Source organism: Burkholderia sp. APQ4-4ca (assembly GCF_057837105.1).
In genome coordinates this window covers 1-22,430 of the sequence record NZ_JBYQCG010000069.1, presented here as the reverse complement: position 1 = coordinate 22,430, position 22,430 = coordinate 1, and the positions used below count along the sequence as shown (strand labels likewise).

Annotated in this window: 17 protein-coding genes; 7 read left to right on the top strand and 10 right to left on the bottom strand. The window is 66.8% G+C overall.

Annotated features, from left to right (window positions below; translation table 11 throughout):
- Positions 1 to 56: 56 nt before the first annotated feature.
- The 5 genes from rodA to AC3IFE_RS05170 all read right to left on the bottom strand — a co-directional run bounded on the left by rodA (position 57) and on the right by AC3IFE_RS05170 (position 6,364).
- Positions 57 to 1,205, bottom strand: a complete 1,149-nt coding sequence (gene rodA, locus AC3IFE_RS05190) for a rod shape-determining protein RodA (RefSeq protein WP_089468744.1) — start codon at positions 1,203 to 1,205, stop codon at positions 57 to 59.
- Positions 1,206 to 1,216: 11 nt separating this feature from the next.
- Complete coding sequence (gene mrdA, locus AC3IFE_RS05185) at positions 1,217 to 3,496, bottom strand: penicillin-binding protein 2 (RefSeq protein WP_089468743.1); 2,280 nt, start codon at positions 3,494 to 3,496, stop codon at positions 1,217 to 1,219.
- A gap of 101 nt (positions 3,497 to 3,597) precedes the next feature.
- Complete coding sequence (gene mreD, locus AC3IFE_RS05180; protein WP_006477476.1) at positions 3,598 to 4,110, bottom strand: rod shape-determining protein MreD; 513 nt, start codon at positions 4,108 to 4,110, stop codon at positions 3,598 to 3,600.
- Positions 4,107 to 5,183 (bottom strand): rod shape-determining protein MreC, encoded by a 1,077-nt coding sequence (gene mreC, locus AC3IFE_RS05175; RefSeq protein WP_489189795.1) that lies wholly within the window; start codon positions 5,181 to 5,183, stop codon positions 4,107 to 4,109. The genes mreD and mreC overlap by 4 nt, the downstream gene beginning before the upstream one ends.
- A gap of 137 nt (positions 5,184 to 5,320) precedes the next feature.
- Positions 5,321 to 6,364, bottom strand: coding sequence for a rod shape-determining protein (locus tag AC3IFE_RS05170; RefSeq protein ID WP_004189550.1), 1,044 nt, complete (start codon positions 6,362 to 6,364; stop codon positions 5,321 to 5,323).
- Positions 6,365 to 6,730: 366 nt separating this feature from the next.
- Here AC3IFE_RS05170 and gatC point away from each other — a divergent pair, with 366 nt between their 5' ends.
- From gatC to AC3IFE_RS05145, 5 genes are all read left to right on the top strand, one after another.
- On the top strand, positions 6,731 to 7,030 hold the full coding sequence (gene gatC / locus AC3IFE_RS05165) for an Asp-tRNA(Asn)/Glu-tRNA(Gln) amidotransferase subunit GatC (RefSeq protein ID WP_006485929.1): 300 nt from the start codon (positions 6,731 to 6,733) through the stop codon (positions 7,028 to 7,030).
- Between the two features lie 69 nt (positions 7,031 to 7,099).
- Positions 7,100 to 8,590: an Asp-tRNA(Asn)/Glu-tRNA(Gln) amidotransferase subunit GatA gene (gatA, locus tag AC3IFE_RS05160; RefSeq protein WP_489189794.1), complete on the top strand. Its 1,491-nt coding sequence runs from the start codon at positions 7,100 to 7,102 to the stop codon at positions 8,588 to 8,590.
- Between the two features lie 2 nt (positions 8,591 to 8,592).
- On the top strand, positions 8,593 to 10,065 hold the full coding sequence (gene gatB, locus AC3IFE_RS05155; RefSeq protein WP_489189793.1) for an Asp-tRNA(Asn)/Glu-tRNA(Gln) amidotransferase subunit GatB: 1,473 nt from the start codon (positions 8,593 to 8,595) through the stop codon (positions 10,063 to 10,065).
- A 118-nt stretch (positions 10,066 to 10,183) separates the two neighbouring features.
- Positions 10,184 to 11,023 carry a polyphosphate kinase 2 family protein gene (locus AC3IFE_RS05150; RefSeq protein WP_089468738.1) on the top strand — a complete coding sequence of 280 codons (840 nt, stop codon included), beginning with the start codon at positions 10,184 to 10,186 and terminating at the stop codon, positions 11,021 to 11,023.
- Positions 11,024 to 11,064: 41 nt separating this feature from the next.
- On the top strand, positions 11,065 to 11,838 hold the full coding sequence (locus tag AC3IFE_RS05145) for an exodeoxyribonuclease III (RefSeq protein WP_089468737.1): 774 nt from the start codon (positions 11,065 to 11,067) through the stop codon (positions 11,836 to 11,838).
- Between the two features lie 94 nt (positions 11,839 to 11,932).
- Here the strand turns inward: AC3IFE_RS05145 and AC3IFE_RS05140 are convergent, their stop codons facing one another.
- On the bottom strand, positions 11,933 to 12,985 hold the full coding sequence (locus AC3IFE_RS05140) for an NAD(P)-dependent alcohol dehydrogenase (protein ID WP_089468736.1): 1,053 nt from the start codon (positions 12,983 to 12,985) through the stop codon (positions 11,933 to 11,935).
- 227 nt (positions 12,986 to 13,212) lie between these two features.
- On the opposite strand from AC3IFE_RS05140, the gene AC3IFE_RS05135 reads away from it, so the two are divergent.
- Entirely contained in the window at positions 13,213 to 14,157 is a 945-nt protein-coding gene (locus tag AC3IFE_RS05135) for an AraC family transcriptional regulator (protein WP_089468735.1), read from the top strand.
- A gap of 21 nt (positions 14,158 to 14,178) precedes the next feature.
- Here the strand turns inward: AC3IFE_RS05135 and AC3IFE_RS05130 are convergent, their stop codons facing one another.
- From AC3IFE_RS05130 to metX, 4 genes are all read right to left on the bottom strand, one after another.
- Positions 14,179 to 15,231, bottom strand: coding sequence for a M48 family metallopeptidase (locus AC3IFE_RS05130; RefSeq protein ID WP_489189792.1), 1,053 nt, complete (start codon positions 15,229 to 15,231; stop codon positions 14,179 to 14,181).
- A complete protein-coding gene (locus AC3IFE_RS05125) occupies positions 15,221 to 16,642 on the bottom strand; it encodes an AmpG family muropeptide MFS transporter (protein WP_489189791.1) in 1,422 nt (473 codons plus the stop codon). The genes AC3IFE_RS05130 and AC3IFE_RS05125 overlap by 11 nt, the downstream gene beginning before the upstream one ends.
- Positions 16,643 to 16,758: 116 nt before the next feature.
- A complete protein-coding gene (metW, locus tag AC3IFE_RS05120; protein ID WP_006755281.1) occupies positions 16,759 to 17,367 on the bottom strand; it encodes a methionine biosynthesis protein MetW in 609 nt (202 codons plus the stop codon).
- On the bottom strand, positions 17,364 to 18,509 hold the full coding sequence (metX, locus tag AC3IFE_RS05115; protein ID WP_089468732.1) for a homoserine O-succinyltransferase MetX: 1,146 nt from the start codon (positions 18,507 to 18,509) through the stop codon (positions 17,364 to 17,366). The genes metW and metX overlap by 4 nt, the downstream gene beginning before the upstream one ends.
- A 718-nt stretch (positions 18,510 to 19,227) precedes the next feature.
- Here metX and AC3IFE_RS05110 point away from each other — a divergent pair.
- A partial coding sequence (locus AC3IFE_RS05110) for an ESPR-type extended signal peptide-containing protein (RefSeq protein WP_489189790.1) occupies positions 19,228 to 22,430 on the top strand: 3,203 nt, incomplete at its 3' end.

The window sequence follows — 22,430 nt, the reverse complement described above, 5'->3', positions numbered from 1 at the left end:
CAATGAAAAACGGCGCCGGGGCGCCGTTTTCGTGCGTCGCGGTGCAGATCGCGCGGTCAGCTCTTCATCAGCCGCCGCTGCCGCCCGACGCTCATGATCATCCCGATCGCGATGCCGAGCGTCGTGAGCGCGGTGCCGCCGTAGCTCATGAACGGCAGCGGCACGCCGACGACCGGCAGCACGCCGCTCACCATCCCGATGTTGACGAACGCGTAGACGAAGAACGCGAGCGTGAGCGAGCCCGCGAGCAGCCGGCCGAACTGCGTCGCGCCTTGCGCGGCGATGTAGAGGCCGCGCGCGATCAACGCCATGTACAGCGTCAGCAGCACGAGCCCGCCGGCGAGCCCCCATTCCTCCGAGAACACCGCGAAGATGAAGTCGGTGTGTTTTTCCGGAATGAATTCGAGGTGCGCCTGCGTGCCTTTCAGATAGCCCTTGCCGAGCACGCCGCCCGAGCCGATCGCGATCACGGCCTGGATCGTGTGGAAGCCCTTGCCGAGCGGGTCGGACGTCGGGTCGAGCAGCGTGCATACGCGGTGCTTCTGGTAGTCGTGCATCAGCGGCCACTGCACGTCGGGCTGGCAGATGCGTTCCTCGAACACGGCGATCGAGCCGACCGCGATCACGCCCGCGACGAGCACGGGCACGATCAGCTTGAACGACAGGCCGGCGAGGTAGATCACGAAGAAGCCGGCCGCGAACACGAGCAGGCCTGTGCCGAGGTCGGGCTGCTTCGCGATCAGCCCGACCGGCACCATCAGGATCCCGAACGCGGCGACGAAGTCGTACCAGCGCAGCCCGCCTTCGCGGCGCTGGTAGTACCACGCGAGCATCAGCGGCGTCGCGATCTTGAGGATTTCCGACGGCTGGATCACGACGCCGACGTTCAGCCAGCGCTTCGCGCCCTTCTTGGTCATCCCGAACAGCGCGACGGCAATCAGCAGCGCGACCCCGAACGTGTAGAGCGGGACCGCGAAGCGCATCAGCGTGGTCGGCGGGATGTTGGCGATCACCCACATCAGCACGAACGTCAGCAGGATGTTGCGCAACTGGTCCTCGACGCGGCCCGGCATGTCGATCGACGCGCTGTACAGCGTGACGATGCCGACGCACAGCAGCAGGAACACGATGAGGGCGAGCGGGCGGTCGAAGCCCGCGAACATCTGCTTGATCTTGTCGAGCCAGGCGCGCTTGTCGAATTGCATGCCTTTCTCCGTTAATGAGCGGTGCCGGCGTCCGCCGCTTTCGCGGGGGCCGTCGCACGGTGGTTGTCGTCCCGCGGCGTGCCGACGACCGGCTGCGCGTCGCTGGCGGGCCGGCGCGGCCGGTGCGGGCGCCGGATCGGCGGCAGGCTCGCGGCCGTCGGCGCTGCGGCGCTCGCGTCGGTCGGCGCGGCGGCACTGGCGCTCGCCGCCCCCGAGGCGCCGGACGCGGCCGATGCCGCGTCGGCCGCGCTGGCCGCCGACGGCACGACCGGCTGCGGCAGCGCGGTGAAGCCGGCCGCGATCGTGGCCGGCTTCGACGTGTCGCCGACCACCGGCGTGCTCACCGGCTCGGTGGCCGACGCCGCGGCGGCCACGGCCGCGGCCTCGTTCTTCGGGTTCTGGCGCTCGACCAGGTAATAGTCGAGCACGCGGCGTGCGATCGGGCCGGCGGCCTGCGCGCCCCAGCCGCCGTTCTCGACGACCAGCGCGATGGCGATCTGCGGATGGTCGACCGGCGCGTACGCGATGAACAGCGCGTGGTCGCGCAGGTGCTCGGCGAGCAGGTGGCCCTTGTAGTTCGAGCCCTGCAGCGAGAACACCTGCGCGGTACCGGTCTTGCCGGCCGCGAGGTACGGTGCGCCGCGGAACACCTTGTACGCGGTACCGGACGGGTTCTCGATCACGTTCTCCATCCCGCGCTTCACGACGTCGATGTCGGCCTGCTTGAGCGGGATCACGTCGCTTTCCTTCGGCACGGTCAGGTGGCGCGCGCGCGTGATCGGATCCTCGACTTCCTTCACGAGGTGCGGCTTCATCACGACGCCGTTGTTCGCGAGCGTCGCCGTGGCGTGCGCGAGCTGCAGGATCGTGAACGAGTTGTAGCCCTGGCCGATTCCGAGGCTGATCGTCTCGCCGTCGAACCATTTCTGCTGCGCGGCCTTCTTGAACGCCTTCTTCTTCCAGTCGGTCGACGGCAGGATCCCGCGCGCCTCGCCCTGGATGTCGATCCCGGTGATCTGGCCGAAGCCGAACGGCTTCATGAAGTTGGCGATCGCGTTCACGCCGAGGTCGCGCGCGAGCATGTAGAAGTAGGTGTCGTTCGACACCATGATCGCCTTGTTCATGTCGACCCAGCCCTGGCCCGAGCGCACGTCGTTGCGGAACGTGTGGCCGCCGAACGTGAAGTAACCGGGATCCTGGAAGCCCCAGCCCGGCGTGCGCTTGCCGAGCGTCAGGCCCGCGAGCGCCATGAACGGCTTGTACGTCGAGCCGGGCGGGTAGGTGCCGTGCAGCGGGCGATTCAGGAGCGGCTTGTCGGGCGAGTTGTTCAGCTCGTCCCAGGTCTGCTGGTCGATGCCGTCGACGAACGAGTTCGGGTCGAAGCTCGGCGACGACACGAACGCGAGCACGTCGCCCGTCTTCGGCTCGATCGCGACGAGCGCGCCGCGCTTGCCGGCGAACGCCTGCTCGGCGACCTGCTGCAGCCCGATGTCGAGCGACAGCACGAGGTTGTTGCCGGGCGTCGCCTGCGTGCGCGACAGCGTGCGCACCGGCCGGCCGCCGGCCGTCACCTCGACTTCCTCGAAGCCCGTCAGCCCGTGCAGCTCGGTCTCGTAGCTCTGCTCGACGCCGATCTTGCCGATGTAGTCGGTGCCCTTGTAGTTGTTCGCGTCGCGGCGCGGATCGTAGTGCTCCTGGTCGCTGTCGTTGTCGTCGCTCATCGCGTCGATGCGATCCTGATCGCGCTTCGAGATCCGGCCGATATAGCCGATCACGTGCGCGGCCGTCATGCCGAGCGGGTACTGACGGAACAGCCGCGCGCGCACCTCGACGCCGGGGAAGCGGAAACGCTGCGCGGTGAAGCGCGCGACTTCGGCGTCGGTGAGCCGCGTGCGAATCGGCAGGCTCTCGAAGTTCTTCGAATCTTCCTGCAGCTTCTTGAAGCGGCGGCGGTCGCGTGCGTCGATCGGGATGATCTCGGACAGCTTGTCGATCGTGTTGTCGAGCGTGTCGTCGAGCTTCGACGGCGTGATCTCGAGCGTGTACGCCGAGTAGTTCTTCGCGAGGATCACGCCGTTGCGGTCGGTGATGATCCCGCGGTTCGGCACGATCGGCGCGACGGAGATGCGGTTTTCCTCGGCCTGCAGCGCGTATTTGCCGTGCTGCATCAATTGCAGGTAGAAGAAGCGGCTCGCGAGCAGCCCGAAGCAGACGAACACGAACACGCCCGCCGCCGCGACGCGCAGGCGGAACCTCGAGAGCTGCTGTTGGGTGTCGTTGAATTCGGTCATTTAAGGGCAATCTGGCCCGCGCGCGGGCGCGGGCGAGGTGCCGCCCCGGAGCGCGGCGCGCGGCGGGCGTGGGGGCGGCGGGTGTTCAAGGTCGGTCCGGCTCAGATCGGGCGCGTATCGTCCGGGTCGACCGGGCGGCGTTGCGGCATCAGCAGCAGGTGGCTCGCGATCGGCCACAGCGCGGCTTCGACGAAACCGTCGACCAGATAGCGCCAGCCGGGGAACGCGGCGCCCATCAGCAGGCGAATCACGAACGGTACGAGCTGCGCGGCGACGAGCAGCGGCGTGACGTACAGCACCTGCACGCCGATCGGCATCCACAGCACGCGGCGGTGGATCGTGATCGCGCCGTACGACAGCAGCGTATAGGCGAGCGCGTGCTCGCCGAGCAGCCCCGCGTCATGCACGTCCATCAGGATGCCGAGCGCGAACGCGACACCCATCCCGACCTTGCGCGGCTGATGGATGTTCCAGAACAGCAGCACGAGCGCGACGAAATCGGGCACGCCGGGGAGGCGCCCCCACGGCATCAGGTTCAGCAGGAACGCGGCGGCGAGGCTGAAGACGATGAAGTACGGATTGACCGGCTGCAGGATGTATTGCGGGCGGTTCATCGCTGGGCTCCTGATTGCCCGGCGGCAGGCCTCGCGGGCGCGGCGGCGGGCTTGGCCGGCGCGGCGGGGGCCGCCGGCGCCGGTTGCGCGCCGGGCTGGGCCGCGGCGGCCGGCTTCGCGTTCGCGTCGGCCTTGTCGGTTTTCTCCGCTTTCTCGCCCTTCGCGGCGGCTTTCGCGCCCTTCTTGCCCTTCGCGATCTTCTCGGCCGCCGGATCGGGCTCGGCCGGGCGCGGCGGGATGTCGTTGCGGTAATGCAGCACGAGCATCTGGCGCGCGCCGCGCACGGCCGCGACCGGTGCGCAGGTCACGCGGGCGAACGCGGTGTCGGCGAGCTTGTCGACGCGCACGACCTTCGCGACCGGCAGGCCGGGCGGATAGACGCCGTCGAGGCCGCTCGTGACGAGTTCGTCGCCGGCGACGAGATCCGCGCTCGTCGGCACGAAACGCAGGTCGAGCGAATCGCCCTTCGGCGTGCCGTAGATCACGCTGCGCAGGCCGGTGCGCAGCACCTGCACGGGAATCGCGAGATCGCGGTCGGTGACCAGCGTGACTTCGGATTGCAGCGGGAACACGCGCGTGACCTGACCGATCACGCCGTCCTCGCTGACGACGGGCGAGCCGTCCTGGATGCCTTGCTGCGAGCCTTGCCCGATCACGATCTTCTGCGTGAACGGATCGCTCGTGTCGTACTGGATCTCGACCGGCGTCGATTGCGTCGCGATGTGCTGGCGCAGCTCGAGCACCGCGCGCAGATGGATGTTCTCCTGCGCAAGCACCGCGGCCTGGTTGGCCTGCGTGGACAGCTGCAGGTTGCGTTTGCGGAGGTCGTCGTTCTCGTGGCGCAGCGATGCGCCGGTGACGGCGATGTCGGCCGCGCCCATGAACAGGTCGCGCGGCACGAGCGCCGCGCGTTGCAGCGGATAAAGCACGGTGCCGAGCACGCCGCGCACGATTTCGAGCGTGCTGAAGCGCGCGTCCGACACGAGGAGCGCGATGGCGAGGGCGACGAAGAAGATGAGCCGCGCGAGCGCGGGCGGACCTTGCTTGAAGAGGGGCGGCGGACTGTATTCCATGGTCGGCGCCGGGCGCGTGTGATCGGTTAAATAATGCTCAGACGCGCAAACGGCGCGGCGGTTCGTTCTGAACGAGCGATCCGGCCACGCCGCGGGTGCGTCATATCAAACGGGACTGCTTAGGCGATCACTCGCGATCACTCGTACGAGAAGATGCTGCCCAGCTTGTCCATGCGCTCGAGCGCCATGCCCGACCCGCGTACGACGCAGGTGAGCGGATCTTCGGCGACGAGCACCGGCAGGCCGGTTTCTTCCGCGAGCAGGCGATCGAGATCGCGCAGCAGCGCGCCGCCGCCCGTCAGCATCATCCCGCGTTCGGCGATGTCGGCGCCGAGTTCCGGCGGCGTCTGTTCGAGCGCGATCTTCACCGACGACACGATCTGGTTCAGCGGATCGGTCAGCGCTTCGAGGATTTCGTTGCTGGAGATCGTGAAGCTGCGCGGGATGCCTTCCGACAGGTTGCGGCCCTTCACTTCCATTTCCTTGACTTCGGAGCCCGGGAACGCGGAGCCGATTTCCTTCTTGATCGCCTCGGCGGTCTGCTCGCCGATCAGCATCCCGTAGTTGCGGCGGATGTAGTTGACGATCGCCTCGTCGAACTTGTCGCCGCCGACGCGCACCGAGCCCTTGTAGACGATGCCGCCGAGCGAGATCACGCCGACTTCGGTCGTGCCGCCGCCGATGTCGACGACCATCGAGCCGGTGGCTTCCGACACCGGCAGGCCCGCGCCGATCGCGGCCGCCATCGGCTCCTCGATCAGGTAGACCTGCGACGCGCCGGCGCCGTGCGCCGCTTCCTTGATCGCGCGGCGCTCGACCTGGGTCGAGCCGCACGGCACGCAGATGATGATGCGCGGCGACGGCGAGAACATGCGCGACTCGTGGGCCGTCTTGATGAACTGCTTGATCATCTGCTCGGTGACGGTGAAGTCGGCGATCACGCCGTCCTTCATCGGGCGGATCGCCTCGATGTTGCCCGGCACCTTGCCGAGCATCTGCTTGGCTTCCTTGCCGACCGCCTGGATCGTCTTCTTGCCGTTGGGGCCGCCTTCCTGGCGGATCGACACGACGGACGGCTCATCGAGGACGATGCCCTTGCCGCGCATGTAGATCAGGGTGTTTGCGGTGCCGAGGTCGATCGCGAGATCGTTGGAGAAGTAGCTGCGCAAAAAACCGAACATTCAGAATCCTGTTTCGCTCTGGGCCGGCCCTGCATAGCGAGCGCTGAGGGCGGCAGCGGAAAAAATAACAGCCTCGGGAAGCGTGGCGGAAGCGGCCGCCGCGGCGCACGAAGCTGCGAGTGATGTCTACCGGGGATCGCACGAAGCACGCACGGCTTGCCGAAACAAGGCGAAACGGTGCGGGAAAAGGCAGCCGGGTTTGGGTCGAACGCGTAATGATACCTTATAATTTCACGGTATTTGAATCGAAACGGGCGGTATTTTTGCCGCTTCGGCCCCGATTTTTGAGGGTGGGATCGCACCCTCCAACCCCCGCCGCAGTGCTGCCGTCGATGCACTGCGCAGCCTTGTTTTTCCGGTGATCGCATGGCCCTGACCCTGACCGATGTGAAACGCATCGCGCACCTGGCGCGACTCGAAATGGCCGACGCCGACGCCGAGCACATGCTCGGCCAGCTCAACGAATTCTTCGGCCTCGTCGAACAGATGCAGGCGGTCGACACCGCCGGCATCGCGCCGCTCGCCCACCCGATCGAACAGATCCAGGAAGTCGCGCAGCGCCTGCGCGACGACGCCGTGACGGAAGTCGTCGATCGCGACGACAACCAGCGTCCGGCGCCGGCCGTCCAGGACGGCCTCTATCTCGTGCCGAAGGTGATCGAGTAAGCATTCGATGACAAGCGCGCCGGCCGTCCAGCGCCGCGCGCCACCCAGAATTCCCAGGAAAACCACTCAATGCACGCAAAAAGCCTGACCGAACTACGCGCCGCGCTCGCCGCCAAGGAATGCTCGGCCGTCGAGCTCGCGCGGCACTACCTGAAACGGATCGACGCCGCGCGCGACCTGAACGCGTTCGTTCAAGTCGACGCCGATCTCACCCTCGCGCAGGCGAAAGCCGCCGACGCCGAACTCGCGCGCGGCGCGGGCGGCGCGCTGACCGGCCTGCCGATCGCGCACAAGGACGTCTTCGTCACGCGCGGCTGGCGCTCGACCGCCGGCTCGAAGATGCTCGCGAACTACGAGAGCCCGTTCGACGCGACCGTCGTCGCCCGCCTGCAGGCGGCCGGCATGGTCACGCTCGGCAAGACCAACATGGACGAGTTCGCGATGGGCTCGTCCAACGAGAATTCGGCGTTCGGCGCGGTGAAGAACCCGTGGGACACGAACGCGGTGCCGGGCGGCAGCTCGGGCGGCAGCTCGGCGGCCGTCGCCGCGCGCCTCGCGCCGGCCGCGACCGGCACCGACACCGGCGGCTCGATCCGCCAGCCCGCGTCGTTCGCGGGCGTGACGGGCATCAAGCCGACCTACGGCCGCGTGTCGCGCTACGGGATGATCGCGTTCGCGTCGTCGCTCGACCAGGGCGGCCCGATGGCGCAGAGCGCGTCCGACTGCGCGCTGCTGCTGAACGCGATGGCCGGCTTCGACGAGCGCGATTCGACGAGCCTGGAGCGCGACGATGAAGACTTCACGCGCCACCTCGGCCAGCCGTGGGCGGCCGGCAACGATGCGGGCAAGCCGCTCGCCGGCCTGCGCATCGGCTTGCCGAACGAGTATTTCGGCGCGGGCCTCGCCGACGACGTGCGCGCGTCGATCGACGCGGCGCTCAAGCAATACGAAGCGCTCGGCGCGACGCTCGTGCCGGTGTCGCTGCCGAAGACGGAGCTGTCGATCCCCGTGTACTACGTGATCGCGCCGGCGGAAGCGTCGTCGAACCTGTCGCGTTTCGACGGCGTGCGCTTCGGCCACCGCGCCGCGCAGTACGGCGACCTGCTCGACATGTACAAGAAGTCGCGCGCCGAAGGCTTCGGGCCTGAAGTGAAGCGCCGGATTCTCGTCGGCACCTACGTGCTGTCGCACGGCTACTACGACGCGTACTACCTGCAGGCGCAGAAGATCCGCCGCATCATCGCGAACGATTTCCAGGAAGCGTTCAAGTCCTGCGACGTGATCATGGGCCCGGCGTCGCCGACGGTCGCATGGGATCTCGGCGCGAAGGGCGACGATCCGGTGCAGATGTATCTCGCGGATATCTACACGCTGTCGGTGAGCCTCGCGGGCCTGCCCGGCATGAGCGTGCCGTGCGGCTTCGGCGCGGGCGCGAACGCGAAGCGCCCGGTCGGCCTGCAGATCATCGGCAACTATTTCAACGAAGCCCGGATGCTGCAGGTCGCCGACGCGTTCCAGCGTGCGACCGACTGGCACAAGCAAGTTCCGGCGGGGGTATAAGCATGACTCAATGGGAAGTCGTCATCGGTCTCGAGACGCACGCGCAACTGTCGACCGTCTCGAAGATTTTCTCGGGCGCATCGACGCAGTTCGGCGCGGAGCCGAACACACAGGCGTGCCCGGTCGACCTGGCGCTGCCGGGCGTGCTGCCGGTGCTGAACCGCGGCGCGGTCGAGCGGGCGATCCGCTTCGGCCTCGCGATCGGCTCGACCATCGCGCCGCGCAGCATCTTCGCGCGCAAGAATTATTTCTACCCCGATCTGCCGAAGGGCTATCAGATCAGCCAGTACGAGATTCCGGTCGTGCAGGGCGGCCAGATCACGATCCAGGTGCCGGCCAACGAGAAGGCCGGCAAGGCCGCGTACGAGAAGACCGTCAACCTGACCCGCGCGCACCTCGAGGAAGACGCGGGCAAGTCGCTGCATGAAGACTTCGCCGGGATGACCGGGATCGACCTGAACCGCGCGGGCACGCCGCTGCTCGAAATCGTCACCGAGCCGGAAATGCGCAGCGCGGCCGAGGCCGTGGCCTATGCGAAGGCGCTGCACGCGCTCGTCGTGTGGCTCGGCATCTGCGACGGCAACATGCAGGAAGGCTCGTTCCGCTGCGACGCGAACGTGTCGGTGCGACCGGTCGGCCAGGAGAAGTTCGGCACGCGCGCGGAAATCAAGAACCTGAACTCGTTCCGGTTTCTCGAGGAAGCGATCAACTACGAAGTGCGTCGTCAGATCGAGCTGATCGAGGACGGCGGCGAGGTCGTGCAGGAAACGCGCCTGTACGACCCGGACAAGCGCGAGACGCGCTCGATGCGCAGCAAGGAAGACGCGCACGATTACCGCTACTTCCCCGATCCCGACCTGATGCCGCTCGTGATCGGCCAGGACTGGATCGAGCGCGTGCAGTCGGGCATGCCCGAGCTGCCGGCCGCGATGCAGCAGCGCTTCGTCGACGAGTACGGCGTGTCCGCGTACGACGCGGGCGTGCTGACGTCGAGCAAGGCGATGGCCGCGTACTTCGAGTCGGTGGTCGCGAAGGCCGGCGCGGCGAACGCGAAGCTCGTCGCGAACTGGCTGATGGGCGACGTGTCGTCGCAACTGAACCGCGACGGCATCGAGATCGACGCGATTCCGGTGTCGGCCGCGCAGCTCGCGCTGTTGCTGCAGCGCATCGCCGACGGCACGATCTCGAACAAGATCGCGAAGGAAATCTTCGCGACGATCTGGGACGAGAAGGCGACCGACGAAGGCGCGGCCGACCGCATCATCGACGCGAAGGGCCTGAAGCAGATCTCCGACACCGGCGCGCTGGAAGCGATCATCGACGAAGTGCTCGCGGCGAACGCGAAATCGGTCGAGGAATTCCGCGCGGGCAAGGAAAAGGCGTTCAACGCGCTGATCGGCCAGGCGATGAAGGCGACCAAGGGCAAGGCCAATCCGCAGCAGGTCAACGAGCTGCTGAAGAAGAAGCTCGGCTGAGCATGCGCGCGCGCCTGAACCGCGCTTGACGACGGGCCGCTCCGAACCAGTTCGGGGCGGCCCGTCGCGTTTGGTGGATGCGTTATCGTATGCATCGCACCGTCCAACGGAGGAACGAATGGCGAAACAACCGTCGCTCGACGATTTCCGCGTGCCCTACAGCACGCGCGAGAAGGAAACCGCCGCATTCAAGCTCGACGCGTTCGACCCGGCCGCGAAGCCGTTTTCGTCCGGCTCGAAGGAAGCCGACCGCGAACGGCTGTCGGCCGTGTCGACCGAGCTCGACGTCCAGCAGGAGCGCCTGCACACGCAGCAGAAGAAGCGCGTGCTGCTCGTGCTGCAGGGGATGGACACCAGCGGCAAGGACGGCACCGTGCGCGCGGTGTTTCGCGAGGTCGATCCGCTCGGCCTGCGCATCGTGCCGTTCAAGGCGCCGACGCCGATCGAGGCCGCGCACGACTTCCTGTGGCGCGTGCATGCGCAGGTGCCGGCGGCCGGCGAACTCGCGATCTTCAACCGCAGCCACTACGAAGACGTCCTCGTGCCGCGCGTGCTCGGCGCGATCGACGACAAGGAATGCGAGCGCCGCTACCGGCAGATCCGCGATTTCGAGACGATGCTGTTCGAGAACGGCACGACCATTGTCAAGTGCTTCCTGCACATCTCGAAGGACGAGCAGCGCGCGCGGCTGCAGGCGCGCATCGACGACCCGACCAAGCACTGGAAATTCGACATCTCCGATCTCGACGCGCGCAAGCACTGGGACGCCTACCAGTCCGCATACCGCGACGCGCTCGCCGCGACGTCGGCCGAGCATGCGCCGTGGTACGTGATCCCCGCGAATTCGAAGACGCATCGCAACGTGATGATCGCCGAGCTGCTGCTGCGCACGATGACCGACATGAAGCTGGAATTCCCGCCGCCGAAGCCCGAGCTCGAAGGCGTGAAGATCCGTTAAGCTGCGACCCTGTAAAAACATCGAACTGAACGGAACCCGACATGATGCGAGTGATTACCGCCAACCTGAACGGCATCCGCTCCGCCGCGAAGAAGGGCTTCTTCGACTGGCTCGGCGAACAGAACGCCGATTGCGTGTGCGTGCAGGAAATCAAGGTGTCGGCCGACGACCTGCCGGCCGAATTCGTCGAGCCGCACGGCTTCAAGAGCTATTTCCACCACGCCGAGAAGAAGGGTTACAGCGGCGCGGGCGTGTACAGCCGCCGCGAACCCGACGACGTGATCATCGGCTTCGGCAGCAGCGAATTCGATCCCGAAGGACGCTACGTCGAGGCGCGCTACGGCAAGCTGTCGGTCGTGTCGGTGTACGTGCCGTCCGGTTCCAGCGGCGAAGAACGCCAGCAGGCGAAGTACCGCTTCATGGCCGAATTCATGCCGCACCTCGCCGCGCTGAAGAAGAAGCGCGAGGTGATCCTGTGCGGCGACGTGAACATCGTCCACAAGGAAATCGACATCAAGAACTGGAAGAGCAACCAGAAGAACTCGGGCTGCCTGCCGGAAGAGCGCGAATGGCTCACGAAGCTGTTCGACGACGTCGGCTACGTCGACGTGTTCCGCACGCTCGATCAGCGCCCCGAGCAGTACACGTGGTGGAGCAACCGCGGCCAGGCGTACGCGAAGAACGTCGGGTGGCGGATCGATTACCAGATCGCGACCCCGGGCGTGGCCGGCACCGCGAAAAGCACGTCGATCTTCAAGGACATCAAGTTCAGCGATCACGCACCGCTGACGATCGATTACGACTACGCGAAGTGATTCGTCAGGCTACGCCTCGCGCGTGGCCGGATAGCGCGATGACGCAAAACGGGCCGCATGTCCAACATGCGGCCCGTTTCGTTTGATGCCGCGCTTACTGCTTCAGCGACGCCATATCCACCACGAACCGGTATTTCACGTCGCTCTTCAGCATCCGTTCGTAAGCGGCGTTGATCTGCTGCATCGGAATCGTTTCGATATCGGACGTGATCCCGTGCTCCGCGCAGAAATCGAGCATTTCCTGCGTTTCCGCGATCCCGCCGATCAGCGAGCCCGCGAGGCGGCGGCGCTTGAAGATCAGGTTGAACACCTGCGGCGACGGGTGGTCGTGCTCCGGCGCGCCGACGAGCGTCATCGTGCCGTCGCGCTTCAGCAGGTTCAGGAACGGGTTCAGGTCGTGCTGCGCGGCGACCGTGTTCAGGATGAAGTCGAAGCTGTTCAGGTGCGCGTTCATCTGCGCTTCGTCCTTCGAGATCACGACTTCATGCGCGCCGAGCCGCTTGCCGTCCTCGATCTTCGACGGCGACGTCGTGAACAGCACGACGTGCGCGCCCATCGCGTGCGCCAGCTTCACGCCCATGTGGCCGAGGCCGCCGAGCCCGACGATGCCGACCTTCTTGCCGGGGCCGACGTTCCACTGCCGCAGCGGCGAGTAGGTCGTGATCCCCGCGCACAGGAGCGGCGCGGCGCCGGCCGGGTCGAGCGTGTCCGGCACGCGCAGCACGAACGCCTCGTCGACGACGAGCTGCGTCGAATAGCCGCCGTACGTGATGTCGCCCGTCACGCGATCCTGGCCGTTGTAGGTGCCGACGAAGCCGTTCTCGCAGTATTGCTCCAGGCCCTCGGCGCAGCTCGCGCAGGTGCGGCACGAATCGACGAGGCAGCCGACGCCGACCAGCTCGCCGACCTTGAAGCGCGACACCTGCGGGCCGGTCGCGGTCACGCGGCCGACGATTTCATGGCCCGGCACGACCGGGTAGACCGTGTTGCGCCATTCGTTGCGCGCCTGGTGAAGATCCGAGTGGCAGACGCCGCAGTAGAGGACGTCGATCTGGACGTCGAGGTCGCGCAGCGCGCGACGCTGGAATTCGAACGGGGCGAGCGGCGACTGCGAATCGGTCGCCGCGTAGGCATAGGTTGTGCTCATGCAATGGGCTCCTTGTCCGGAAAACGTCCGGTGAAACGGACTGCCGCCGCACCATGTGGCGATGCGGCGAGACAGGACCTCATCGTAAGGAGCGCGGCGCCGCCGCGAAATACATGAAGGTCTTGAAGGTTTGCCTATTCCTCTCGAATTGCGCGCGAACGCCCGTCAAAACACGTTCAAGGTGCTAAATTGCCAGCCAGATTCTCTTGCCGGACAGGACCACGCAGATGAGCTTCCAGCCCCTTTTTGCCGACTCGGGCGACCACGTGCGGCGGCGCATGATCGAGCTGCACACGCGCCTCGCGCCGAACGAGGGCGACACGCTCGCGGCGCTCGACGGCGTGCGCTTTTTTCGCGTCAGCCGTCCCGCGCCGCGCATGCCCGTGCTGTACGAGCCGAGCATCATCGTCGTGTGCCAGGGGCGCAAGCTCGGCTATCTCGGCGACCGTTCGTTCGTCTACGACGCGCAACAGTATCTGGTGCTCTCGGTGCCGCTGCCGTTCGAATGCGAGACGTTCGCGAGCATGGAGGAGCCGTTTCTCGCGATCTCGATCCGCGTCGATCTCGCGGTGATCGCCGAGCTCGCGATCCTGCTCGACGAGACGCTCGGCGCGGCGGTCAGCGAGCCGCTCGGCGTCTATTCGACGCCGCTCGATGCGCCGCTGGCCGATGCGGTCGTGCGGCTGCTCGAAGCGCTCGCGTCGCCGTACGACACGCGCGTGCTGGGGCCGGCGATCATGCGCGAGATCGCGTATCGCGTGCTGACCGGCGAGCAGGGCGACGCGATGCGCGCGGCGCTCGTGCAGCAGCATCATTTCGGCCGCATCGCGAAGGCGTTGCGGCGCATCCATGCGGAGCTGAAGGCCGATCTCGACGTCGAGACGCTCGCCCGCGAAGCCGGGATGAGCCTCGCGGTGTTCCACGCGCAGTTCAAGCACGTGACGGCGACGTCGCCGATGCAGTACGTGAAGGCCGCGCGGCTGCACCAGGCGCGGCTGATGATGGTGCGCGACGGGCTGGGGGCCGGCGCGGCGGCCGCGCGGGTCGGCTATGCGAGCGCGTCGCAGTTCAGCCGCGAGTTCAAACGGCTGTTCGGCCGCAGCCCCGCCGATGAAGTGCGCTCGATGCGTGACAGCGGGCTGCGCCCGGCGATGGCCGACGCGCACGCGTAGCGTCCGGCGTTGCGCGGCGGCTCAGCGCCGCACGATCTTGCGCCGCTGCGCGCTGATGCCCGCGTAGTCCGGCAGCGATTCGACGCGCTTGCCCGTTGCCTTCGCGTACAGCGGCATCAGGTCCGGCAGCCGGTTCAGCAGATCCTGGCGGCGCGCGGTGCTGTACGGATGCGTGTAGATGAAGCCCGACGCCTTGTTCGCGCGCGTCGCGGCCGCGAGTTTGTCCCACAGCGTGATCGCCGCGCGCGGGTCGAAGCCCGCGCGGGCGGCGATGTCGCCGCCGATCACGTCGGCTTCGGTCTCGTCGGTCGGATCGTAGTGGAGCGACTGCAGGCGCTCGCCGAGGTTCAGCGCCTGCGGCAGCGGATCGCCGACGCCGAACAGCGGCGGCAGCGCGGCCGCGCGCAGCGACGTTTGCGAGGCCGTGCTGAAGTTGCTGCGCGCGTGTTCGCGCAGCGCATGCGCGATGCCGTGCGCGAGCAGCACGCCGAACTCGTCGTCGTTCAGGCGTACGCGGTCGAGCATGCCGCCGTACACGAGCACCTTGCCGCCGGGCAGGCAGGTCAGGCGGATGTCGCGCGAGCGGATCGCGTTCACGTCCCACGCCCAGCTTTTCACGCGGTCGTTCCATTTCACCGAATACGGCGCGAGCTTCGCGACGATCGCGCGCAGGCGCTTCACGCGCGGCTGGTTCGCGCTCAGCAGGCGGTTGCTGTCGGCGGCCGTCTGCACGATCTGCGCGTATTCGTTCGCGGTCAGTTGTTCGAGCAGCGGCGACGGGATCAGCGTGCGGAACGCGATCGCGTTGCCGTAGCGCACCTGCTGCGGCGTCGGCGTATAGGCCTTCGCCGGCACCGCGGCGCCGGTCGGCTGCGCGCCTTCGGCGGCGGACGGCGGGACGGGCGCGGCAGAGGTTGCAGCGGCGGGCGGCGCGGCCTGCGCGGCGGCCGGGTTGGAGCCTGCCGCGGTCGCGCCGGTGTCGGCCGCGTACGTGCTCGTCGCGGCGAGCACCGCGGCGCCGACGCCCAACGCCGCCGCCGCGTGTGCGAGACGATGCGGGCGGTTACCGCGCACGGCTCGCCTCGCCGTTGCGCGTGGCGCCGTTCCACGGCGCGATCCTGAACAGCAGCAGCATGCCCGGAATCGCGAGCACGGTACATACGATGAAATAGTCGTACCAGCCGATCTTCGCGACGACGAAGCCGCTCGCGGCCGACGCGAGCGTGCGCGGCACCGACGCGAGGCTCGTGAACAGCGCGAACTGCGTGGCCGTATAGCGCGGGTCGGTCGTGCTCGCGATATACGCGACGAACGCGGCCATCGTCAGGCCGGTCGTGAAAGTTTCGAAGCCGTAGACGATCGCGAGCGCGACCGTCATCGGGCTCAGCGTGGGCGTGATCTCGATACCGAACACCGACATGAACGACGCGAGCGCGTGGCTGGCCGCGACCGTGAAGTCGTAAAGCATCGCGAGCACCGGCGAGCCGGGGCCGAGCTGCGCGAGCCACGCGAAGCCGAGCGTCGACACCATCTGCAGCGCGCCGAAGATCCACAGGCCGCGGCCGATGCCGATCTTCACGAGCCAGATGCCGCCGATGATGCCGCCGGCGACGCTCGCGACGAGCGCGGTGGTTTTCGCGACGATGCCGATCTCGGTGCGCGAGAAGCCGATGTCGAGGAAGAACGACGTCGACAGCGTGGTGGCCATCGTGTCGCCGATCTTGAACAGGAAGATGAACGCGATGACGAGCAGCGCGCCGGCCCAACCGTCGCGCTGGATGAATTCGCGGAACGGCAGCACGATCGCGTCGCGCAGGTTGCGCGGCGGCGCACCGACCACTTCCGGCTCGCGCACGACGAGCGTCATCAGGATGCCCGGCAGCATGAACGCGCCGGTGATCGCGAACACGGCGTTCCACGGCAGGTGATCCGACAGGATCAGCGCGAGCGAACCGGGGATCAACGCGGCGAGCTTGTACGCGTTCACGTGCACCGCGTTGCCGAGGCCCTGCTCGGTGTCGCGCAGCAGCTCGCGGCGGTATGCGTCTATCACGATGTCGGCGCTCGCGCCGAAGAACGCGACGAGCGTCGTGAGCGCGGCGACCGTCCAGATCGAGTCGCGCGGCGACACGAAGCCGAGCGCGGCGATCGCGCCGGCGACCAGCAACTGCGTGAGCAGCAGCCAGCCGCGCCGGCGGCCCGGCCGCCAGCCGGGCAGGCGCGGGATGTAGCGGTCCATCAGCGGCGCCCACAGGAACTTCCACGTATACGGGAACTGGATCAGCGCGAACAGGCCGATTTCCTTCAGGTTCACGCCCTCGGAGCGCAGCCATGCCTGCACGAGGTAGACGAGCGTGAAGAGCGGCAGCCCCGACGTGAAGCCCAGGAACACGCAGATCAGCATGTGCGTGTTCAGATAGGCGCGCCAGCCGGGGTGATCCTCGTGAGCGTTGAGTGCGGGCGCCTCGTGTGGCGTTTTCGACATGGACTGGAACTGGGTAGCGTTGACTGATGGCGGCGGCAGCGCAGGCGGCGCGCACGGCGCTGCAGGGGCGGCGGCGCGCGCGGGCGGGCCGGATCTTCCGTCAACGGCTCCCCGGCTCAGCTGCGCTTGACGCGATAGACAGCAAGACTACCACGCCAGTTCGCTCCCCATCGAATCGGCTGGCCTTCGTGCAGCACGACGCGGTCGAGAATCGTGACGCCTACTTCGGGCGCCAGTGCCTCGAAATCCTCGATCGTCAGCACCCGGACGTTCGGCGTGTTGTGCCACTGGTAAGGCAGCGACTTCGACACCGGCATCCGGCCGTTCAGCACCGACAGCCGGTGCGGCCAGTAGCCGAAGTTCGGGAACGACACGATGCACTCGCGGCCGACGCGCGCCGTTTCGCGCAGGATCGCGGCCGTCTGGTGGATCGTTTGCAGCGTTTGCGACAGGATCGCGATGTCGAAGCTGTGGTCCTCGAACAGGCGCAGGCCATCCTCGAGGTTCTGCTGGATCACGTTGATGCCGTTCTTCGCGCTCGCGAGCACGCCCGCGTCGTTCAGTTCGATCCCGTAGCCGGTGACATCCAGCTCCTCCATCAGCAGCGCGAGCAGCGAGCCGTCGCCGCAGCCGAGGTCGAGCACGGTCGAGCGCGGCTCGACCCAGCGCGCGATCGTACGGAAGTCCGCGCGCGCGGACAGGGAATTCAGCGCTTGCTGGTTCATGCGCCCACCTCGTTGGCGATTCGTTCGTAATACGCGCGGATCAGGTTGTGATAGCGCGCGTCGTCGAGCAGGAATGCGTCGTGACCGTGCGGCGCATCGATTTCCGCATAGCTGACCGTGCGCTTGTTGTCGAGCAGCGCCTTCACGATCTCGCGCGAACGCGCCGGCGCGAAACGCCAGTCGGTCGAGAAGCTCGCGATCAGGTACTTCGCCTGCGTGTGCGCGAGCGCGGCCGTCAGGTTGCCGTCGAATGCCTTCGCCGGATCGAAGTAGTCGAGCGCGCGGGTGATCAGCAGGTAGGTGTTCGCGTCGAAGTAGTCGGCGAACTTGTCGCCCTGGTAGCGCAGGTACGACTCGACCTCGAATTCGACGTCGAAGCTGAAGTTGTACGCGTCGAGCGCGCCGTCCGCGCGGCGCAGTGCGCGGCCGAATTTCTCGGCCATGTCGTCGTCGGACAGGTACGTGATGTGGCCGATCATCCGCGCGACGCGCAGGCCGCGCTTGGGTTTCACGCCGTGCGCGTAGTAGTCGCCGCCGTGGAAATCGGGATCGGACAGGATCGCCGAGCGCGCGACCTCGTTGAACGCGATGTTCTGCGCGGACAGCTTCGGCGTCGACGCGATGTCGATACAGTGCGCGACGCGTTCCGGATACATCAGGCTCCATGCGAGCGCCTGCATGCCGCCGAGGCTGCCGCCCATCACCGCGGCGAAGCGCTCGATGCCGAACGCGTCGGCGACGCGCGCCTGCGCGTGCACCCAATCCTCGACGGTCACGACCGGGAACTTCGCGCCGTACGGCTTGCCGGTCGACGGATCGATGCTCATCGGGCCGGTCGAGCCGAAGCACGAGCCGAGGTTGTTCACGCCGATCACGAAGAAGCGGTTGGTGTCGAGCGGCTTGCCCGGGCCGACCATGTTGTCCCACCAGCCGGTGCTGCGCGGATCGTCCGCGTAGACGCCGGCGACGTGGTGCGACGCGTTCAGCGCGTGGCACACGAGCACCGCGTTCGAGCGCGCGGCGTTGAGTTCGCCGTACGTCTCGACGACGAGCTGATAGTTGCCGAGCACGCTGCCGCTTTGCAAGCGCAGCGGTTCGGCGAAGTGCATGGTCTGTGGAGCGACGATGCCGATCGATTCCATTCGTTCCGCCTTATGACTGGGCGGCTAAACGGTGTCGGCGAGGCGCGGAGGCGAAGGTGCGCGGCTGACGACCTCTTTAGCCGCATTTGTAGTGAACCGCCGGGGAACGACGCATGACGCATCAAAGACCCCGGCCGGTTCGCGCGCCCGCAATCGAGTCAGCAAATCGGCGCGCTTCCGACCTGCCGCCAAGCGGGCGGCAAGTCGGCAAAGTATAGCGGATTTTTCCCGGCGGGCGCGTGCGCGATCGGAGGGGCCCGATCGTGCCCGGTATCGACGCGTGCGGCCGTGCCTGATTCGCGTTCCGCGAGACCGATGCTCCGATTTTCAATACAAAAAATATCAAATTATTCAGTCGGCAGCATGACGCGCTGAATCCTTCAAATCTTGTAAAAATTCATGGACATCAAAAATAAATAGTACGAGTTCTAGTTTCATGCGGACTGATTTAGTAACAGTCCCGTTTTCGAGATGGGTGCCCGCCCATAGAGTTCCAACCAGCTTTCACTATCCGGTTGAAACGCGTGATTCGGCGGCCTTGTCGGCATGATCTTCCACCCCCGCGCGGGGATTTCTCCGCACGCACGTTTCGCATTTCTTTCCGGAAAGCCGTAAGCGTTGAGCTTATTTGTCATCGCTCTCGCCGAGTCGTCGTATCGATATCGCTGTACAGGACCGATGCGCATCGTGGAGAGGTTTACCAAAGGAAAACGTTCGTATGAACAAGTCGTATCGTGTCGTGTGGAACGCATCGACCAGCACCTGGTGCGCGGCATCGGAAATTGCCCGAGGGCGCTCGAAATCGTCGCGCTCCGCGAAATCGAAGATCGCGGCCGCCGCCGCGCTCGTCGTTGCTTCCATGGGGTCCGCGTACGCGGACGAGGTCGACGCGGCAGATCCGTCGACCGACGATCGCGTTCCGCTGACGGAAGTGAAGCTCGAGAATCCGGAGAACCTCAAGCGGGGCGCGCCCAACACGCGGGCCGTCGTGACCGACAACAGCGCATACGTGAAGGTCGACGCGAAGGGCGACGGCTCGGACAACGCATCGGCGATGGGCCAGAATTCGATCGCGATCGGCGCCAAGGCGAGCACGCGCCCGTCGGCGACGGGCCTCGGCGGTGCGGTGGCGATCGGCAATGCGGCGATGGCGTCGGGCAACAACGTCGCGTTCGGCGCGAATGCGGCGGCACTGGGCGAAGAAGGGGCGATCGCGCTGGGGGCGGGCGCGAACGCGAGCGGCAAGTCGTCGATCGCGCTGGGCAACGACTCGCAGGCGACCGGTTGGGGCGCCTACGCACTCGGCCGGAAGGCAAAGGCGACCGGGGAGTCCGCGCTGGCGATCGGCGATTCGTCGATGGCGACGCGCCAGGGCACGATGGCGATCGGCTCGCAGGCTGCAGCTGCCGCGGAAAACGCGATCGCGATCGGTCAGAGCGCGGCGGCGCGCGGTGCCGAATCCCTCGCACTCGGCTCGTACTCGGAAGCCGACCGGGATCAGACGGTATCGGTCGGTACGGTCGGCTTCGAGCGTCAGATCGTCAACGTCGGCCGCGGCACGCAGGCGACCGACGCCGTCAACGTCGCGCAGCTCAAGGGCGTGACCGACGCGCTGGGCGGCAACGCCGGCGTCGACACCACCGGGAACATCAAGAAGCCGACCTACACGATCGACAACAAGACCTACGACAACGTCGGCGATGCGCTGCTGGCCGCCTCCAAGTCGGGTGGCGGGGCGGCGAACGCGGTCGAGTACGACACCGACGCGAAGGCTTCGGTGACCCTCGGCGATACGGGCGCGCCCGCGGTCAAGCTCACCAACGTGCGCGCGGCCACGCTGTCGGCGAACAGCACGGACGCCGTCAACGGCGCGCAACTGTTCGCGACCAACAACCGCGTGACCAAGGTCGAGCAATCGCTGAACGACAGCGGGCTGATCGATCCGTCGACCGGTGAGTCGCTCGCGGTTGTCTACAAAGATGCCACGAAGAGCGCCGTCGCACTGGGTGGCACGGGCGGCACGGTCGTGACGAACGTGAAGGCCGGCAAGGTCGAGTCGGCCAGCAAGGACGCCGTGAACGGCGGCCAACTGTACGACGTGTCGTCGAGCGTCGCGTCCGCACTCGGTGGCCAGACGACCGTCAATACGGACGGCACCCTTTCGAAGCCGACCTACAAGATCGGCGACAAGACCTACAACAACGTCGGCGATGCGCTGCAGGCCGCAGCCTCGTCGGCCGGTGCCGGCGGCGAGGATCCGAACGCCGTGCACTATGACGGCACGAACAAGTCGAGCGTGACGCTGGCCGGCACGACTGCGACGAAGCCGGTCGCGCTGAAGAACGTCGCGACGGGCACGGCCGCGACCGATGCCGTCAACGTCGCTCAGCTTCAAAGCGGCATGAGCGACGTCAGGGACGAGATCAAGAAGGATCTCGGCGACGGCACGCTGGACATGAAGTACATCAAGGTCAATGCCACGGGCATGCAGGCCAATGCGCTGGGCAAGAACAGCGTGGCGATCGGCTCGCAGGCGATGGCGACGAACGCCGATACGCTGGCGATCGGTTCGGGTGCCCGGGCGTCGGGCAGGAACTCCGTCGCGATCGGGATCAACTCGGTCGCGTCGGGCGCCAATACCGTGTCGGTCGGTGACACCGCGGCGACGCGCCGGATCGTCAACGTCAGCGATGGTGTCGACGAAACCGATGCCGTCACGATGAAGCAGTTGACCGATGCGATGCAAACCACCAACAAGCGCATGATGCGGATGACGCGTGACGTCGAATCGAAGCCGGGTACCTTCGTGGCAATCGAAGGGATGGGTGCGGACGGCACCATGCCGAACGTGGCATCGATCAACGGCGCTGATCCGACGCTGGGAACGGCTGCGGCCATCGGTGTAGGGAGCGCTGCGGGCGGCCTCGACACGGTCGCGATCGGCCTGCAGGCGGCTGCCCTTTCTGAGGGTTCGGTCGCGCTCGGCAGCATTGCGCAGACGGGCGTCGAACAACCGTTCTCGGTCGCGATCGGCAGCATGGTCACGACGAACGGCGCGGGTGCGCTGGCCATCGGTTCCCACGTGAAGGCCAACGGGGAAAACGCGGTGGCGGTCGGTAACAACGGCGCGATGGCCATCGGCAAGAGCTCGATTGCCATGGGCGACAAGGCGACGACGCTGGGCGGCAGCACGAACAGTGTGGCGCTCGGCACGTCTGCGAAGATCGCCCAAAACGTAACCGACGCCATGGCGTTGGGTGCCAACGCAAGCGTGGCGTCGGGCAATAACGGCGGCGTTGCGCTCGGCGCCAATTCCGTCGCCGATCGCGGCAATGCGCTTTCCGTCGGGTCGAACTCGATGCAGCGCCAGATCGTCAATGTCGCGAAGGGCACGAAAAACAACGACGCGGTGAACGTAAGCCAGTTGACGGGCGTGACCAACGCGCTCGGCGGCGGCGCGCTCGTCGATACGGATGGCACCATCAAGGCACCGACGTACAAGGTCGGTGACACGACGTACAACAATGTCGGCGATGCGCTGGACGCCATGGCGAAGAACAGCGGCGGCTCGGATCCGAACGCGGTCGCGTACGACACCGATACGAAGGACAAGGTGACGCTCGCGGGCAAGACTGGCACGACGCTGACGAACGTGAAGGCCGGCGAACTGTCGGCGACGAGCACGGACGCGGTGAACGGCTCGCAACTGTTCGCGACGAACGAGAGCCTGGGCAAGCTGAACGACGCGTTGAAGGACGGTGGCGTCATCGACGGCACGACGGGCGAATCGCTGGCGGTGGTGTACGACAGCACGTCGAAGGACAAGGTGACGCTGGCCGGCGGCAAGACGGGCACGATCCTGTCGAATGTTGCGGCCGGCAAGGCCGACCTGGACGCGGTGAACGTGTCGCAGCTGAAGTC